The following is a 15,492-nucleotide window of genomic DNA, read 5'->3' as shown; positions in this document are numbered from 1 at the left end:
CGGTACTTCCCAGAACGTCCCAGGACTTCCCAGGAGTGAAGAGAAGATGCTCGCCATAGCCGCCGCCGTGCTCTTCGGTATCGCGTTCCTCGTGAACGCCACCGAGACGTCGACCGACCCCGTCTTCAGTCCGACGAGCCTGATGCTCGTCGGACTGACCCTGCTCGCCCTGCAAATGGCCGGTCTGGGAACGAACTGGGCCCCCCGCAGAGGCCGCAGACGCTGACGCCGGGTACCGCTGCCGTCAGCGCAGTTGCTCGGCCAGTCCGACGATGATGCCCTCCGGGCCGCGGACGTAGCAGAGCAGGTAGCTGTCCTCGAACCGCGCCATCTCGCCGACGAGTTCGGCGCCGTGGGGGCGCAGGCGGGCGACGGTGTCCTCGATGTCGTCGACCGCGAACATGACGCGGTGCGTGCCCAGGATGTTGTGGGGCGCGTTCCGCGGCCCGGTGCCGATCGCGGCGGGGGTGCGGTACCTCGCCAGTTCGAGCCTGCTGTGGCCGTCCGGGGTCCGGACCATCGCGATGTCGCAGTGGACGCCGTCGAGTCCGGTGCACTTGTCGGCGACGGGGCCCGCGACCTCGGCCCTGCCCTCCAGCTCCATACCGAGTTCCACGAAGAACGCGACGGCGGCGTCCAGGTCCTCGACGACGATGCCGACGTTGTCCATCCGCTGAAGCGCCATGGTGGTGTCTCCTTCTGTCCCGTGCGGCCGGTGGTGGCCGCTGATGCCCCTGGGACGGAGCCGGTGCCACGTTCTCGACATCCGCGGACCACCGATTTCCAGAAACCCGGGCCCCTCACCCCACCAGGTCGCGGGCCACCAGCGCCGCCTGCACCCTGTTCGCCACGCCCAGCTCCGCCAGGATGCGGCTCACGTGGGCCTTCACCGTCGACTCGCGCAGCCGCAGCAGCGCGCCGATCTCGGCGTTCGTCATGCCGTCCGCCACCGCCGACAGCACCTGCCGCTCCCGCGGCGTAAGCCGCGCCGCCGCTTCCCTGGCGGCCTGGCTGCGGGTGGCCTCGGGGTGGTGGAAGCGGCTGATGACCGTGCGGGTGACCGTGGGCGAGAGCATCGCGGCGCCCGCGGCGACCACGTGGACCGCCTGGAGGATGGCGTCCGGCGGGGTGTCCTTGAGCAGGAAGCCCGCGGCGCCCGCGGCCAGCGCGCCGTACACGTACTCGTCGAGGTCGAAGGTCGTGAGCACGATGACAGCGGGCGGCTCCGGCAGGCGGCTGAGGGCGGCGGTGGCGGCGATGCCGTCCATGCCGGGCATGCGGATGTCCACCAGGGCGACGTCGGTGCGCCGGTCCCGGGCCGCCGCCACGGCGGCCCTGCCGTCGGCCGCCTCCCCGACGAGTTCGAGCCCGTCGTCGGTGGCGACCAGGTCCCGGAGCCCCGCGCGCACGAAGGCGTCGTCGTCCACGACCAGGACGCGGATCACCGGGCCCCCGCCGCGCTCAGCACGGGCGGCTCCTCCGCCGGGTGTACGGGGACGGGCAGGTCGGCGGTGAGGACGAACCTGCCGGGCGGGCCGGACCCGGTGGTGAGTTCGCCGTGGAGGGCGGCCACCCGCTCGGCGATGCCCACCAGGCCGTAGCCGCGCGGCGGACGGTCGGACGACGGTTCGGCCGTGCCGCACTCGTTCTCGGCGCGTATCGCCACGCGCGTCCTGCTCACCGCCACCGTCAGCTCGACCGGCATGCCGGGGGCGTGCTTGCGGGCGTTCGTCAGGGCCTCCTGCACGATGCGGTGGGCGGCGAGGCGGACGGCGGCGGGCAGGCCCGCGAGGTCGTCGGTGCGGGCGCGGACCCGGGTGCCCGCCCGCTCGGCCTCGGCGACGAGGGCGGGCAGGTCGTCGGCGGTGGGGGCGAGCGGGACGGGGCCCTCGTGGTCCCGGAGGGCGCCGAGGAGGTCCCGCAGGTCGTCCAGGGCGTGCGCGCTCGTCGTCCGGAGCAGGTCGAGGCGTTCGCGTACGGGCTCGGGGACGGCCTCGCCGCGGCGCTGGAGCACGCCGGTGTGCAGGACCAGCAGGCTGAGCCGGTGGGCGAGCACGTCGTGCATCTCGCGGGCGATGCGCGCCCGTTCCGCCATCCGCACCTGCTCGTCGCGCAGCCGGTTCGCCGCCTCCAGGTGCTCCAACTGCCGCGCCAGCGACGAGGTCAGGTCGCGCTGGCTGCGCGCGGCCAGGCCGACGGCCAGCGGCACGGCGAGCACCGCGCAGGGGAAGAGCATGACCTGCGGCATGTGCACCAGCTCGCGGTACGGGCCGAAGGCGGCGGGTACGAAGACGGCCCCGGTCAGCGCGATGGCCACGACCCGCGAGCGCCACACCGTGACCGCGTACAGCGCGATGAACACCGGCCAGAGCTGGCTCTCCAGCAGGAACCCGGCGCCGGTGACCGCCGCCGCCGTCACCGGCATCCGGCGGCACAGCGGCAGCACCGCGCACAGCGCGACGGCGACGGCGGCGCTCGCCTCCGGCGACGTGACCAGGCCCGCCTGCTCGGTCAGCGCCGCACGCACCGACTTGGCGACGACGAAGACGAACCCGGCGGCCAGCAGCAGCCGGAGCTGGAGCGGCGTCAGCAGTGCGCGGCGCACGCGCGGCGGTTCGGCGGTGGACATACCGGCATCGTAAGCACCGCCGCTGACACGCACATTCGACGAAAGTCGGGGGTCGCGGCGGCCCGCCACCGCCGTTGGTCGGTGCGCGGCGCCTCCGGGCGGCGGATGCGGCGCCCGGTGTACGGGCCGGAGGGTGGAGCCGTACGCAGGTCGAGGAGGGACATCAGATGCAGGACGGCCAGATGCAGGACGGAAACGGCGGATCGGTGGGACGGCGGCGCGTGCTGGGCGGGGCGGCGGCGATGGCCGCGGCGGGTGCGGGCCTGGCGGCCGGCGCCCGGACGGCGTCGGCGCAGGAGCGCGACCGGCGCCCCGGCGGCGGGGGCGGGAGGGGCGGCAGGTACGCGGGGAAGACCGTGCTCGTCACCGGCGCCACGTCCGGCATCGGGCGGGCCGCGGCGATCGCGTTCGCGGCGGAGGGCGCGCGGGTCGGGTTCTGCGGCCGGCGCCGGAACCTGGGGCAGGACGTCGAGCGGCAGATCCGCAAGGCGGGCGGGGAGGCGACGTACATCCGGGCGGACGTGCGGCGACCGGAGGAGGTGCGGGGGTTTGTCGACGCGGTGGCGCAGAAGTACGGCGGTCTCGACATCGCGCTCAACAACGCGGGGATCCAGAAGCCGTTCACCGACCTGCACGAGGTGTCGGTGGCGGACTTCGACGACGTGACGCTCACCAACACCCGCGGCATCTTCCTGGCGATGAAGTACGAGATCCCGCACCTGCGGGCGCGCGGGGGCGGCGTCATCCTCGTCACCGGCTCGTCCAACCAGTACGCGACCCGGCCGGGCCTCGGCTCGTACACGGCGAGCAAGAACAGCGTCACGGGCCTGGTGCAGGCGGCGGCGGTCGAGAACGGCACGCACGGCATCCGCGTGGTGGCGCTGGCGCCGGGGATGACGGACACGCCGATGCTGGACGTGCACCGGCCGCCGGGCGACACCGACGAGCAGTGGGCGGCGCGCAAGGCGGAGTTCGGCCGCCAGGGGATCGACGCCTTCAAGAGGATGGCGCGGCCGGAGGAGATGGCGTCGGCGGCGCTGGCGCTGGCGTCCGGGGACCTGGCGTTCCAGACGGGGACGACGGTGGTGGTCGACGGCGGCCAGTTGGCGGGCATGTGACCGCGGCCGGGCGGTGAGGCCGGCCCCGCCACCGGCCGACGTCACCGGCCGCCCCGGATACGTACCGGTCGGGCGGGCCGGGCCCGGTGCACGACCGGGGCGTGCCGTGCGGGGTCGGTTCGGCCCGGCACGCCCCGGCGGTGCTCACCCCGCCCGCTGCACGGCGGGCAGGGCGGCCTCGATGGCGGTGTACGTCGCGCCGTGGTCGGCCAGGACCTCGGCCGGGATGCCGGGGGAGGCGGCGAGGGCGAGCAGGATGTGCTCGTCGCCGATGGCCCTGTCCCCGCGGCCGATGGCCGCCCTGAGGGAGCGTTCCAGCACGGCCTTGGCGTCGGCGTCGAACCGGGTACGGCCGCGCCGCCACGGCCGCCGCGGGGCGAGGGCACCCGGCCCGTGCGCGGACTCGACGCGGCCGACGACCGCCTCGACGTCGATGCCGATCCCGGCGAGGGCGTCGGCGTCCGACCTGGTCAGCCCGCCCCGCCGCCGCGCCTCGTCCAGCCCCCGTTCGACGCCGGCGCGCCGCTCCTCGCTGTCGACGCCGGCCGCGGCGAGCGCGACGGCTCCGGCGGTGCCGGAGGTGGCGAGAAGCTGGCGGAGCAGGTGCTCGGTGGTGACGTAGGGCTCGTCGGATCGTTCCGCGCGGTCGGCCGCGCCGCGGACGAGGTCCTTGGCCGCCTTCGTGAATCGTTCGAACATCAGCGCCTCCCGTGCTTCTTGTGTACCGCCTGCCGGCTGACCCCCAGCTCGGCCGCCACCTCCTGCCACGACCAGCCCTGGTTGCGCGCGCTCCGCACCTGCACGGCCTCCAGTTGCTCCAGCAGCCGCCGCAGTGCGGCAACGGCCCGGAGCCCTTCCCGGGGATCGGCGCCCCCGGCCCGCTCGGCAAGCTCGGTTGCATCGCTCATGCCGTCAACCTACGTTGACATCGGGAGGCTGTCAATCACGGTTGACGTCAGGCGCCCGTCGGGCCCGGCGGGGCGGGCCCGTGGGCGGAGGGCGCGGCAGCCCTCCGCCCACGGCGCTCACGGCAGTTCCTGCACCTGGATGTCGCGGAACGCCACCTCGTCCTCCCCACCGTGGTTCTGGATGCCGACGTGTCCGTCCGCCAGGCTGCGGGCGGGGTCGGTGTTGGTGAAGTCGTTGATCTTCACGCCGTTGAGGAAGACCTGAAGGCGCTCCCCCTCGACCCGGATCTCATAGGTGTTCCACTCCCCCGGCGGATTGAGCGCCTTGTCCCGCGCGGCGGTGTCCGGGGCCTGGAAGCCGTAGATCGCGCCGGTGGTCCTGTCCGCGGAGTCGGTGGCGTCGATCTGCACCTCGTGGCCGGTGTTGATGGCCGCCCCCGGGTCGGCGGGCGGCGGGAAGCCGACGAAGACGCCGGAGTTGTCGTCCCCGGCCATCTTCCAGTCGAGCTTCAGCGAGTACGAGGAGTACTCCTCGGCCTCGTACCAGAACAGGCCCATGCCGCCCTCGGAGACCAGCGTGCCGTCCTCCAGGCGGAAGGAGCCGGGGCCGGTCTGCTTCCAGCCCTCGGTGGAGGTGCCGTCGAAGATCGGGGTGTACGCGGGCTTCGGGTCCTTGCAGTCGCCCTCGACCGCGCCGGTGGCGTACCGGATGCCGCCGAGCAGGTGGGTGCGGAAGGCGGCGTCGCCGTACGACTCCTTGGTGTGCCCGCCGCCGGTGTAGAAGGCCCGGCCGCCCTCGTAGCTCTGGCACCAGGCGATGGGGTGGTCCCCGTCCATGGTGCCGCCGGTGTAGGTGGACTCGTCCAGGCTGGCCAGGACGTGGGCGGTGGCACGCGGGTTGGTGCGGTAGTTGTACCACTCGTCGGTACGCACCCACTCCTCGTCCAGGTGCTCGGTGGCGGGGTGGTCGTGGTCCTCGACCTTGACCGTGGCCTCCTGGATGGCGGGGTGGCCGTCGAAGTAGGCGCCGACCAGGCCGCCGTAGAACTCCCAGTCGTACTCGCTGTCGGCCGCGGAGTGGACGCCGACGTAGCCGCCGCCGGCGGCGACGTAGTCCTCGAACGCCTGCTGCTGGCCGGCGTCGAGGACGTCACCGGTGGTGGAGAGGAAGACGACGGCCTCGTACTTCTCCAGCTTCTCCGCGGTGAACGCGCCGCCGTCCTCGGTGGCGTCGACGGCGAAGCCGTTCTCGGCCCCCAGCTCCTTGATGGCGGTGATGCCCTCGGGGATGGAGTCGTGCCGGAAGCCCGCGGTCTTGGAGAAGACGAGGACGTTCTCGTCCTCCTCGACCACGCCGCCGGTCGTGAACGTGAAGTCGTCCACGTCGAAGAGGAACGGGCCGGAGGTGCCGGTGAAGACCAGGTAGAGCTTGGTGGTGCCCGCCGGAAGATCCGACAGGTCCGCCGTCACGTCCTGGAAGGTCTCCCAGCCGCCGGTCACCGGGACCTCGGCGGAGCCGAGGAGGGCGCCGTCCGGCGCTCCGGCGCGGACCTCCAGGGTGCCGCCGGCACCGGCGGAGGAGATCCGGGCGGTGAGCTTGGTGGCGTCCGACAGGGCGTACGGCTCGAAGGCGATCCAGTCGCCGTTGTGGATGTCGCCGACGGTCTTGCCGCCGTGCGCGGGAGCCTTGTCGTAGAGCTTGACGCCCTGCGAGTCGGTGTAGTGCTCGGCCTGCCGGTGCTTGGGCTGGGCCAGGTTGGTGTCCTTGCCGGTCAGGGGCGCCTGGCCGCCGCTGCCGCCGTCCGTGTACTCGGCGGTGAAGTTGCCGAAGAGGTTGGCGTTGGGGTCGTGCTCACCGTCCGCAGGCGAGTTGATGGTGCCCGTGCAGCCGTTGGCCGAGGTGATGGGGTGGGTGTGCTGGTCGTGCCCGAGACCGTAGGTGACCTTCACCTTCGCGCAGTCGATGTCGCCGTCCTCGGGGTCGGTGACGGTGACCTCGAAGGGGACGCTGTCGCCGAAGGAGAACAGCTTGCCGTCGACCGGCAGGTCCAGCTTCACCGTGGGCGCGGTGTTGCCCACGACGACCTGCACGTTGGCGCTGCCGCTGAGCCCTTCGGGGTCGGTGACGGTGAGGGTGACGTCGTAGGTGCCGTTCTCGGCGTACGTGTGCGAGGGGCCGGGCTCTTCGGAGGTGGCGCCGTCACCGAAGTCCCAGGCGTACGTCAGGTCCGTGCTGTCGGGGTCGGTGGTGCCCTCGGAGGAGAACTTCACGGCCAGCGGCGCCTGTCCGGAGGTCTTGTCGGCCGACGCCGCGGCGATCGGGGACCGGCCGCCGGTGACGTTCTCGATCCGGTACAGGGCGCGGGTGTCGGAGGAGGTGCCGTAGTCCAGGACGTACAGCGCACCGTCGGAGCCGAAGTCCATGTCCATCACCTGGGTGCCGGTCCAGGGGAAGTCGTTGATCGTCTGCACGGTGCCGTCGTCGCCCTGCTCGATCCGCTTGATCCACTTGCGGCCCAGCTCGCCGGCGAAGAAGTCGCCCTCGTAGTCGGCGGGGAACTTCACGGCCGAGTCGGGGTCCGTCTCCGCCTCGCGGTAGACGGGGCCGCCCATCGGGGACTCCGAGCCGCTGCCGAACTCGGGGACGGAGCCGCCGTCGTAGGGGATCCACGCGGCCTGCGCCGGGGGCAGCTCGGTCAGGCCGGTGTTGTGCGGGGAGTTGTTGACGGGGGCCGCGCAGTCGTAGGCGGCGCCGGAGGTGCCGGAGCCGAAGTCGTACTCCTTGTAGGCGTCGTTGTCGCCGGTGCAGTACGGCCAGCCGAAGTTCCCGGCCTCGGTGATCCGGGCGAACTCGACCTGGCCGCCCGGGCCGCGGTCGGGGTTCGCCGAGCCGGCGTCGGGGCCGTAGTCGCCGACGTAGACGGTGCCGGTGGGCTTGTCCACGGTGAACCGGAAGGGGTTGCGGAAGCCCATCGCGTAGATCTCGGGCCTGGTCTTCTCCGTCCCCGGCGCGAAGAGGTTGCCCGCGGGTATGTCGTACGAACCGTCGGCCTTGACCTTGATCCGCAGGATCTTTCCGCGCAGGTCGTTGGTGTTCGACGAGGAACGCTGGGCGTCGAAGGCCGGGTTGCGGTCGGCGCGCTCGTCGATCGGGGTGTAGCCGTCGGACTGGAACGGGTTGGTGTCGTCGCCCGTGGAGAGGTAGAGGTTCCCGTCGCCGTCGAAGTCGATGTCACCGCCCACGTGGCAGCACACGCCGCGCGAGGCCGGCACGTCCAGGACCTTCTCCTCGCTGCCCATGTCGAGCGTGCCGTCGTCCTTCAGCACGAACCGGGAGAGCCGGTTGACCCCGTCGAACGGCGCGAAGTCGGCGGCGGTGCCCGTCTCCGGCGCGTCGCCCGCGGGGGTGTCGAGCGGGGGCGCGTAGTAGAGGTAGACGAAGCCGTTCTCCTCGAACGCGGGGTCGACGCCGATGCCCTGGAGGCCCTCCTCGTCGTGGCTGTAGACGGTGAGCTTGCCCGCGACGCTGGTGTCGCCGGCGGCGGTGGTCAGCCGCACCGTGCCGTCGCGCGAGGTGTGCAGGACCGAGTTGTCCGGGAGCATCGCCAGGGACATCGGCTCCCCGGTCTCCGCGTCGCCCTTGGCCAGCGGCACCTGCTGGAACTCGGCGGCCGGGGCCTCCGGTTCGTGCGCCGCCGCCCCGGAGGCCGCGGTGCTCAGCAGGACGGCCGGGCCGGTGAGCAGGCCGGCGGCCAGCAGGCTGAGGAATCTGTGGAACCTTCTCTTGTGCACGTGATCTCTCCTACGAGAATTGGGGGATCTGCGTGTCGAGTACGGTGCGGTCGAGGGCGGTCAGGGCGGTCAGCGGCGGTCGGGCACGGTCAGGGGCGGTCAGGCACGGTCAGCGGCTGGCCCAGAGAAGCCCCTGCCGGGTGAGGGTGCGCACGTGGGGGTTGGCGAAGTCGGCGGGGGTGCGGCCGACGGTGGAGACGAAGAGGCGGCCCTTGCCCCACGTCCTGGTCCACACCGCGGGGATGGTCACCGCCCGCTGCCGCGTGTCGTCGGGGTCGACCGTGACGGTGGCCAGCACGTCGTCGAGGGGGTCGGTCAGCGCCCAGCACGCCTCGGTGTCCACCGTGAAGTCGCCGAGCCCGGCGAGGACCGGATGGTCGGCGTGCTCGGCGCACAGGTCGACGCGCAGCGGCCCGCCGCCCGGCGGGTGCCCGACGAACGTCCCGCCCGTCATCAACTGGTAGCCCGGGTCCTCCCGGAAGGCGTCGACCACTCCCCGGTGCCAGCCCGCGAAGCCGGTTCCGGCCCGGACCGCCGCGAGCAGCCCGGCGCTCTCGCCGGCGGTGATGTCGCCCCGGGTCCAGCACTGGAGGACGAGGTCCGTCTTAAGCAGCAGGTCCTCGTCCTCGTAGACCTCCAGCGAGTCCTCGACGAGGACCTCGAACCCGTTCTCGCGGAGAAACGCGAGGAACAGGTTCGTCGTCTGGACGGGATGGTTGCCCTCCCACCCGCCGCGCACCACCAGAGCCCGCCGCCGTCCGGAAGTCATGGTGCCGTCGCTCCTTCCTGTCCCCTAAAAAAGTTTCGCAATTCTTGTCGTTCGGCAGGGACGATAGGAACGCGCTCGGGCAGCCGTCAAGGCTTCGCGCACGGGCGATACGAAAGAAAAACCGGAACCCGGTGCGGGGCGGCGGCGGAGCGGTGCGCTCCGGTCAGTGGCGGGCTGCGGTGCTGTCGCGTACGACCAGGGTCGTCGCCAGCTCGACGCGCGGGCTCTCCAGTTCGTCGCCGTTCATCAGCCGCAGCAGCGTGCGCAGCGCGCTGCCGCCCATGTCCTTGAGCGGCTGGCGCACCGTCGTCAGCGCCGGGGCGACCCAGCGCGCCTCGGGCAGGTCGTCGAAGCCGACGATGCTGACGTCCTCGGGCACGCGCAGCCCCGACCCGGCCAGGGCCTCGTACCCGCCGATGGCCATGTGGTCGGAGCAGATGAACAGCGCCGTCGGCGGCTCGGGCGCGTCGAAGAGCGCGCGCACCTGCTCCACGCCGCTCGCGCGGTCGTACGACCCGTGCCGGACCAGCTCGGGCGGCACCTCGACGCCGGCCGCCGCCATGGCGGAGCGGTAGCCGGCGGTGCGGGCGCGGGCGTAGAGGTGGTGCGGCGGGCCGGTGACCAGCGCGATCCGCCGGTGACCGCGGTCGAGCAGGTGGGTGGTGGCCTCGTAGGCGCCGGCCCAGTTGGTCGTGCCCACGGAGATCACGTCGGGCGGCGGGTCGCTCAGCGGGTCGATGACCACGATGGGGACCTGCGCCTGCCGCAGCCGGGCGAGCTGGTCGGGGGCCGGCTCGATCAGGCCGAGCACCACGCCCGCGCTGTCGCGCTCCAGCACGCGGTCCACCCAGTCCTGCGCGCCGTGGTTGTTCGCGGAGGCGCCGCGCCGGGCCACGGAGATCACCACGTGCACCCCGGCCTCGTACGCCGCCGCCTCCAGACCGCTCGCGACGCTCGCCGGCCAGGACCCGTCGAGGCCGTTCATCACGAGGTCGACGGAGCGCACGCCGGGCTCGTGCAGCGACGCGCCGCGGCGGCGGTAGCGGTGCTCGCGCAGGGCGGAGTCGACCTTGGCGCGGGTGTCCTGCGAGACGTCGTCCCGGCCGTTGAGGACCTTGGAGACGGTGGAGATCGACACACCGGCCGTCTCGGCGATCTGCGCGAGTGTGGGTCGCGGCGTCCTGGTACGGGTCACGATCCGCTCTCTGCCCTACCGAAAATTATCGGAACCCGCCGTAGTCAGCGCGGCACGTTCCCCTGGCCAGCCCCTTCGCTTGCACCATACTCGACTACCCGCGCTCCCACCATGGTCGGTCTGCTGTCGAGGATCTTGACGGTGCGCGGCGCGGCACCTAGCTTCCGTAACGCCGCTTCGAAAGTTTTTCCGGGAGTTCACGTAGGCACGAGGGAGATGCCATGTCGTCGCCGAAGCCACCGGCTGTCCTGCGCGTCACGGTCTGGGGCGAGGGCCTCCACGAGGAGCGCGAACCCGAGATCGCCGAGCGGTACCCGCGGGGCATGCACGGTGCCATCGCCGAGGGGATCGCGGAACACCTGGGCGCGACGGCCCGGCTGCGCACGGCGACGCTGGCGGAGCCCGAGCACGGGCTGACCGAGGAGGTGCTCGCGGAGACCGACGTGCTGACGTGGTGGGGGCACCTGGCCCACCGCGAGGTCTCCGACGAGGTCGTCAAGCGCGTCCACCGGCGGGTGCTCGCCGGCATGGGCCTGATCGCGCTGCACTCCGCGCACTGGTCGAAGGTCTTCACCAGGCTCATGGGCACCACCTGCACCCTGCGCTGGCGCAACGAGGGCGACCGCGAACTCCTCTGGACGGTCGACCCCACCCACCCCATCGCCGCCGGTGTGCCGCACCCGCTGGTCATCGAGCAGCAGGAAATGTACGGGGAGTTCTTCGACATCCCCGCCCCCGACGAGCTGGTCTTCATCAGCTCGTTCAGCGGCGGCGAGGTCTTCCGCAGCGGCTGCACCTTCCGGCGCGGGCACGGCAAGATCTTCTACTTCAGCCCCGGTGACCAGGACTACCCCGTCTACCACCACCCGGACGTACGCCGGGTCATCGCCAACGCCGTTCGCTGGGCCGCCCCGGACGGCAACGGCACCGCACCCCGGCTGGTGCACAGCGACACCGGCTGGTGGGCCGGGGGCAGCGACGGCGAGCGGCCGTGACGGGCCGGTCCTTCGGCACCGTTCCCGACGACGGCGCGCCGCTGCGCGTCGTCGTCGTGGGGGCCGGCGGGATGGCGCGGCTCTGGCTGCGCACCATCGCCGCGTCGCCGGACGTCACCCTGGCCGGGGTCGTCGACATCGAACCGGCGGCGGCCGTCAGGGCGCTGGCGGAGACGGGCGCCGGCGACGTGCCCACCGGGCCGGGCCTGACGGCGCTGGTGCCCGCGGCCCGGCCGGACGCGGTCATCGACGTCACCGTTCCCGAGGCCCACCTGCCCGTCACCCTGGAGGCGCTGCGGCTCGGGCTGCCGGTGCTCGGCGAGAAACCGCTCGCCGCCACGCTCGCCGAGGCCCTGCGGCTGGCCGCCGCGGCCGAGGCGGCGGACCGGCTGTTCATGGTCAGCCAGTCCCGCCGCTACCACCCGCACCTCTTCGCACTCCGGGACCTGGCCGCCGGACTGGGCCGGCCGGGCATCCTCACCACCGAGTTCTTCAAGGCCCCCCGCTTCGGCGGGTTCCGCGACGCCATGGAGCACCCGCTGCTGCTCGACATGGCGATCCACCCGTTCGACACCGCCCGCTGGCTCCTGGACGCCGAACCCGTGTCGGTCCACTGCGAGGAGTACAACCCGCCCTGGAGCTGGTACGCCGGAGCCGCCGCCACCACCGCCGTCTTCGAGATGACCGGCGGCAGCCGCTACGTCTTCACCGGAAGCTGGTGCAGCCCGGGCCTGACGACCTCCTGGAACGGCGCCTGGCGGCTCAGCGCCGAACACGGCTCGCTCCGCTGGGACGGCGAGAACCCGGCCACCGTCGAGGCCACCGCCGGAGCCGAAGCCGCAGCCGCAGCCGGGCCCGTCCCGCCGCCGGCGGACCCGGGGGCCGCGCCGGCGAAGGGCGTCGCCGGCGCCCTGGCCGAGTTCGTACGCGCACTGCGTACGGGCGAGGCGCCGATGGGTGAGGTGCACGACAACGTCATGAGCCTCGCCATGGTCACCGCCGCCGTCGAGTCCGCGGAGACCGGCCTGCGGGTCCGTATCGACGACCTCCTCGGCACCGCCCTGGCGGAAGCCCTCGCGTCCGCGGACCCCGCGGAACGCCGGGTCCTGCGCTCCCGGCCCGCCCCCGGCCGCTTCGGCCGGGCAGCGGGGCCGGACTGACACCGCCTTCTCAGGGCGTCAGGACCACCTTGCCGAACAGGTCGCCCGCCGCCATCTTCGCGAAGCCCTCCCGCGCCCGGTCCAGCGGCAGCACGGTGTCGACCACCGGCCGTACGCCCTTCGCCGCGCAGAAGTTGAGCAGCCCCGCCAGCTCCTCCTTGCTGCCCATCGTCGAGCCGACGACCTTCAGCTCCAGGAAGAAGATCCGCTGAAGCTCCCCCGCCGCCGGGTTCGGCCCGCTGGTCGTACCGGAGATGACCAGCGTGCCGCCGGGGCGCAGGGACTTCACCGAGTGCGACCAGGTCGCCGCGCCGACCGTCTCCAGGACCGCGTCCATCCGGTGCGGCAGGCGCGTGCCCGGCTCCACCGCGGCCTCGGCGCCGAGGTCCTCGGCGCGCCTGCGCTTCGCCTCGTCGCGGCTCGTGGCGAACATCCGCAGGCCCGCCGCGGCGCCCAGCACGATCGCCGCCGTGGCGACGCCGCCGCCCGCGCCCTGGACCAGGACGGAGTCGCCGGGGCGTACGCCGGCGTTGGTGAAGAGCATGCGGTACGCCGTGAGCCAGGCCGTCGGCAGGCACGCGGCCTCCTCGAAGCTCAGCTCCTTCGGCTTCGGCAGGACGTTCCAGGCCGGTACGGCGACCTGCTCGGCGAACGTGCCCTGGTACCGCTCGGTCAGCAGGGAGCGCGGTTCGTTCGGGCCCACGCCGTGGCCGGTCTGGCCGATGACGGAGTGGAGGACCACCTCGTTGCCGTCGGCGTCGACGCCGGCCGCGTCGCAGCCGAGGATCATCGGCAGGGCGTCCTCGCCGAGTCCGACGCCGCGCAGCGACCAGAGGTCGTGGTGGTTGAGGGAGGCGGCTCTGACGTCGACGACGGCCCATCCGGGCGGGGCCTGCGGCGCGGGCCGCTCCCCCAACTCCAGGCCGTTCAGCGGCTCGTCACGGTCGATGCGGGCGGCGTAGGCGGCGAACATGACCATGAAGTTACGCCCCGGGGCGGGGGCCGTACCAGCCCCCGCCCCGCCAAGCGAGCTTTCTCACCCGGGCCCCCGGGGGCCCGGCGGTACCGGAGCTGCGGGAGGGCCCGGCCGGAGAACCGACCCACGGCGCCGTCCCGGTACCACTGCGCGGGCTCCCCGCCGGACCCGCCGGGCTCGGCGCAGCGTCACAGCACCTTGGACAGGAACGCCTTCGTCCGCTGGTGCTGCGGGTTCGTCAGCACCTCGCGCGGGTGCCCCGACTCCACCACCGCGCCGTCGTCCATGAACACCAGCGCGTCACCGACCTCCCGCGCGAACCCCATCTCGTGCGTGACGACGATCATCGTCATGCCCGACTGGGCGAGGTCCCGCATCACGTCCAGCACCTCGCCGACCAGCTCCGGGTCGAGCGCCGAGGTGGGCTCGTCGAAGAGCATCAGCTTCGGCTCCATCGCCAGCGCCCGCGCGATGGCGACGCGCTGCTGCTGGCCGCCGGAGAGCTGCGTCGGGTAGCCGCCCGCCTTGTCCGCCAGGCCCACGCGGTCCAGCAGCCGCAGCGCGCGCTCGCGCGCCGTCGCCTTGGACTCCCGCTTGACCTGGACCGGCGCCTCCATGACGTTCTCCAGGGCGGTCATGTGCGGGAAGAGGTTGAACCGCTGGAACACCATGCCGATGTCCTTGCGCTGCGCGGCGACCTCCTTGTCCTTCAGCTCGTAGAGCTTGTTGCCCTGCTGCCGGTAGCCGACGAGGCGGCCGTCGACGTACAGCCGGCCGGCGTTGACCTTCTCCAGGTGGTTGATGCACCGCAGGAAGGTCGACTTGCCGGAGCCCGAGGGGCCGACGAGGCAGAAGACCTCGCGCGGCGCGACCTCCAGGTCGATGCCCTTGAGCACGTGGGTGAGCCCGAAGGACTTGTGTACGCCCTCGGCCCTGACCATTGGCGTCATGGAGTCGCTCACCTCGTTCCCTTCATCCGCGGCCCGGAGAAGATGTTCCGCCGGAGCTTCTGCATCGGTGTCAGCGGCAACTGGCGTACGGAGCCCTTGGCGTAGTGCCGCTCGATGTAGTACTGGACCACGCTGAACACGCTGGTCATCGCCAGATACCAGATGGCGACGACGATGTACATCTCCATCGGGTTCAGGTTGGTCGCGGAGATCTCGTTCGCCACGAAGGTCAGCTCGGTGTACTGGATGACCATCGCCAGCGACGAGGTCTTGAGCATGTTGATGAACTCGTTCCCCGTCGGCGGCACGATCACCCGCATCGCCTGGGGCAGCACGATGCGCCGCATCGTCTTCTGCCGGCTCATGCCGAGCGCGTGCGACGCCTCCGTCTGGCCCTCGTCGACCGACTGGATGCCGGCGCGGACGATCTCGGCCATGTACGCGGCCTCGTTGAGCCCGAGGCCGAGGAGCGCCGCCACGAACGGGGTCATGACGTCGGTCATCTCGTTCTTGTACAGCGGACCCAGGTTGAGGGTCTGGAAGACGAGGCCGAGGTTGTACCAGAGCAGCAGTTGCAGCAGCACCGGGGTGCCGCGGAAGAACCAGATGTAGAGGTTGGCGAACGCCGAGGTCACCGGGTTGTCCGAGAGCCGCATGATCGCGAGCACGATGCCGAGGACCACGCCGAGCAGCATGGCGAGCACGGTGATCAGCAGGGTGTTCCCGGCGGCCTCGACGACCCGGTCGGAGAACAGGTACTCGGGGACGTCGCCCCACTCGATCTTGGCGTTGGCGAAGGCGTAGACGAGCAGCCCGAGGAGCGCGAGGACGACGGCGGCGCTCACCCAGCGCAGGGGGTGGCGCACGGGGATCGCCTTGATCGCCTCGGGCGGCACCGCGGTGGCGGCGCCGGTCTTCGAGGGCCCGGGCCCGGCCGGTTGCTTGTCGGCCGGGCCCGGTGAGTTCGGGTCGGTCACGGGAGGACTTCTCTCTGGAACGG

15 protein-coding genes are annotated in these 15,492 nt (G+C 72.5%); 4 read left to right on the top strand and 11 right to left on the bottom strand.

Annotation, left to right across the window (positions count from 1 at the left end; genetic code table 11):
- Positions 1–46 precede the first annotated feature (46 nt).
- Entirely contained in the window at positions 47–226 is a 180-nt protein-coding gene (locus QBL21_RS06750; protein WP_407561070.1) for a hypothetical protein, read from the top strand.
- An 18-nt stretch (positions 227–244) separates the two neighbouring features.
- On the opposite strand, the gene QBL21_RS06745 is transcribed toward QBL21_RS06750, so the two are convergent.
- From QBL21_RS06745 to QBL21_RS06735, 3 genes are all read right to left on the bottom strand, one after another.
- Positions 245–685, bottom strand: a complete 441-nt coding sequence (locus tag QBL21_RS06745; protein WP_407561069.1) for a VOC family protein — start codon at positions 683–685, stop codon at positions 245–247.
- Positions 686–800: 115 nt separating this feature from the next.
- Positions 801–1,445: a response regulator transcription factor gene (locus tag QBL21_RS06740; protein WP_407561068.1), complete on the bottom strand. Its 645-nt coding sequence runs from the start codon at positions 1,443–1,445 to the stop codon at positions 801–803.
- Positions 1,442–2,629 (bottom strand): sensor histidine kinase, encoded by a 1,188-nt coding sequence (locus QBL21_RS06735; protein WP_407561067.1) that lies wholly within the window; start codon positions 2,627–2,629, stop codon positions 1,442–1,444. The genes QBL21_RS06740 and QBL21_RS06735 overlap by 4 nt, the downstream gene beginning before the upstream one ends.
- Before the next feature lie 167 nt (positions 2,630–2,796).
- On the opposite strand from QBL21_RS06735, the gene QBL21_RS06730 reads away from it, so the two are divergent.
- Positions 2,797–3,747, top strand: a complete 951-nt coding sequence (locus QBL21_RS06730) for an SDR family NAD(P)-dependent oxidoreductase (protein WP_407561066.1) — start codon at positions 2,797–2,799, stop codon at positions 3,745–3,747.
- A gap of 144 nt (positions 3,748–3,891) precedes the next feature.
- On the opposite strand, the gene QBL21_RS06725 is transcribed toward QBL21_RS06730, so the two are convergent.
- The 5 genes from QBL21_RS06725 to QBL21_RS06705 form a co-directional block, all read right to left on the bottom strand.
- A complete protein-coding gene (locus QBL21_RS06725; RefSeq protein ID WP_407561065.1) occupies positions 3,892–4,446 on the bottom strand; it encodes a Clp protease N-terminal domain-containing protein in 555 nt (184 codons plus the stop codon).
- Positions 4,446–4,655 (bottom strand): DNA-directed RNA polymerase sigma-70 factor, encoded by a 210-nt coding sequence (locus QBL21_RS06720; RefSeq protein WP_018835100.1) that lies wholly within the window; start codon positions 4,653–4,655, stop codon positions 4,446–4,448. The genes QBL21_RS06725 and QBL21_RS06720 overlap by 1 nt, the downstream gene beginning before the upstream one ends.
- A gap of 117 nt (positions 4,656–4,772) precedes the next feature.
- Positions 4,773–8,447, bottom strand: coding sequence for a ThuA domain-containing protein (locus tag QBL21_RS06715; RefSeq protein ID WP_407561064.1), 3,675 nt, complete (start codon positions 8,445–8,447; stop codon positions 4,773–4,775).
- Positions 8,448–8,556: 109 nt separating this feature from the next.
- Positions 8,557–9,216 carry a ThuA domain-containing protein gene (locus QBL21_RS06710; protein WP_407561063.1) on the bottom strand — a complete coding sequence of 220 codons (660 nt, stop codon included), beginning with the start codon at positions 9,214–9,216 and terminating at the stop codon, positions 8,557–8,559.
- Positions 9,217–9,379: 163 nt separating this feature from the next.
- Positions 9,380–10,411, bottom strand: a complete 1,032-nt coding sequence (locus tag QBL21_RS06705; RefSeq protein ID WP_407561062.1) for a LacI family DNA-binding transcriptional regulator — start codon at positions 10,409–10,411, stop codon at positions 9,380–9,382.
- A 221-nt stretch (positions 10,412–10,632) separates the two neighbouring features.
- On the opposite strand from QBL21_RS06705, the gene QBL21_RS06700 reads away from it, so the two are divergent.
- Together QBL21_RS06700 and QBL21_RS06695 are read left to right on the top strand one after the other, a co-directional pair.
- Positions 10,633–11,406 carry a ThuA domain-containing protein gene (locus QBL21_RS06700; RefSeq protein WP_407561061.1) on the top strand — a complete coding sequence of 258 codons (774 nt, stop codon included), beginning with the start codon at positions 10,633–10,635 and terminating at the stop codon, positions 11,404–11,406.
- Positions 11,403–12,566 (top strand): Gfo/Idh/MocA family protein, encoded by a 1,164-nt coding sequence (locus QBL21_RS06695; RefSeq protein WP_407561060.1) that lies wholly within the window; start codon positions 11,403–11,405, stop codon positions 12,564–12,566. Before QBL21_RS06700 ends, QBL21_RS06695 begins: the two co-directional genes overlap by 4 nt.
- A gap of 10 nt (positions 12,567–12,576) precedes the next feature.
- Here QBL21_RS06695 and QBL21_RS06690 read toward each other — a convergent pair whose 3' ends face one another.
- From QBL21_RS06690 to QBL21_RS06680, 3 genes are all read right to left on the bottom strand, one after another.
- Positions 12,577–13,539 carry a zinc-binding dehydrogenase gene (locus QBL21_RS06690; RefSeq protein ID WP_407561059.1) on the bottom strand — a complete coding sequence of 321 codons (963 nt, stop codon included), beginning with the start codon at positions 13,537–13,539 and terminating at the stop codon, positions 12,577–12,579.
- A gap of 191 nt (positions 13,540–13,730) precedes the next feature.
- Positions 13,731–14,483 carry an amino acid ABC transporter ATP-binding protein gene (locus QBL21_RS06685; protein WP_407566331.1) on the bottom strand — a complete coding sequence of 251 codons (753 nt, stop codon included), beginning with the start codon at positions 14,481–14,483 and terminating at the stop codon, positions 13,731–13,733.
- 17 nt (positions 14,484–14,500) lie between these two features.
- Positions 14,501–15,469, bottom strand: coding sequence for an amino acid ABC transporter permease (locus QBL21_RS06680; RefSeq protein WP_407561058.1), 969 nt, complete (start codon positions 15,467–15,469; stop codon positions 14,501–14,503).
- Positions 15,470–15,492: the final 23 nt, after the last annotated feature.

The organism is Streptomyces sp. 184, assembly GCF_045781775.1.
Lineage (GTDB): Bacteria > Actinomycetota > Actinomycetes > Streptomycetales > Streptomycetaceae > Streptomyces.
The sequence above is the reverse complement of the archived record's forward strand: the minus strand, read 5'-3'. Positions and strand labels throughout refer to the sequence as shown.

Excerpts from the sequence above, each read along its gene's own strand:
- QBL21_RS06720 (WP_018835100.1), bottom strand. The coding sequence starts at position 4,655 with ATGAGCGATGCAACCGAGCTTGCCGAGCGGGCCGGGGGCGCCGATCCC.
- QBL21_RS06725 (WP_407561065.1), bottom strand. The coding sequence starts at position 4,446 with ATGTTCGAACGATTCACGAAGGCGGCCAAGGACCTCGTCCGCGGCGCG.
- QBL21_RS06690 (WP_407561059.1), bottom strand. The coding sequence starts at position 13,539 with ATGTTCGCCGCCTACGCCGCCCGCATCGACCGTGACGAGCCGCTGAAC.
- QBL21_RS06700 (WP_407561061.1), top strand. The coding sequence starts at position 10,633 with ATGTCGTCGCCGAAGCCACCGGCTGTCCTGCGCGTCACGGTCTGGGGC.
- QBL21_RS06735 (WP_407561067.1), bottom strand. The coding sequence starts at position 2,629 with ATGTCCACCGCCGAACCGCCGCGCGTGCGCCGCGCACTGCTGACGCCG.
- QBL21_RS06750 (WP_407561070.1), top strand. The coding sequence starts at position 47 with ATGCTCGCCATAGCCGCCGCCGTGCTCTTCGGTATCGCGTTCCTCGTG.
- QBL21_RS06685 (WP_407566331.1), bottom strand. The coding sequence starts at position 14,483 with ATGGTCAGGGCCGAGGGCGTACACAAGTCCTTCGGGCTCACCCACGTG.
- QBL21_RS06730 (WP_407561066.1), top strand. The coding sequence starts at position 2,797 with ATGCAGGACGGCCAGATGCAGGACGGAAACGGCGGATCGGTGGGACGG.
- QBL21_RS06745 (WP_407561069.1), bottom strand. The coding sequence starts at position 685 with ATGGCGCTTCAGCGGATGGACAACGTCGGCATCGTCGTCGAGGACCTG.
- QBL21_RS06710 (WP_407561063.1), bottom strand. The coding sequence starts at position 9,216 with ATGACTTCCGGACGGCGGCGGGCTCTGGTGGTGCGCGGCGGGTGGGAG.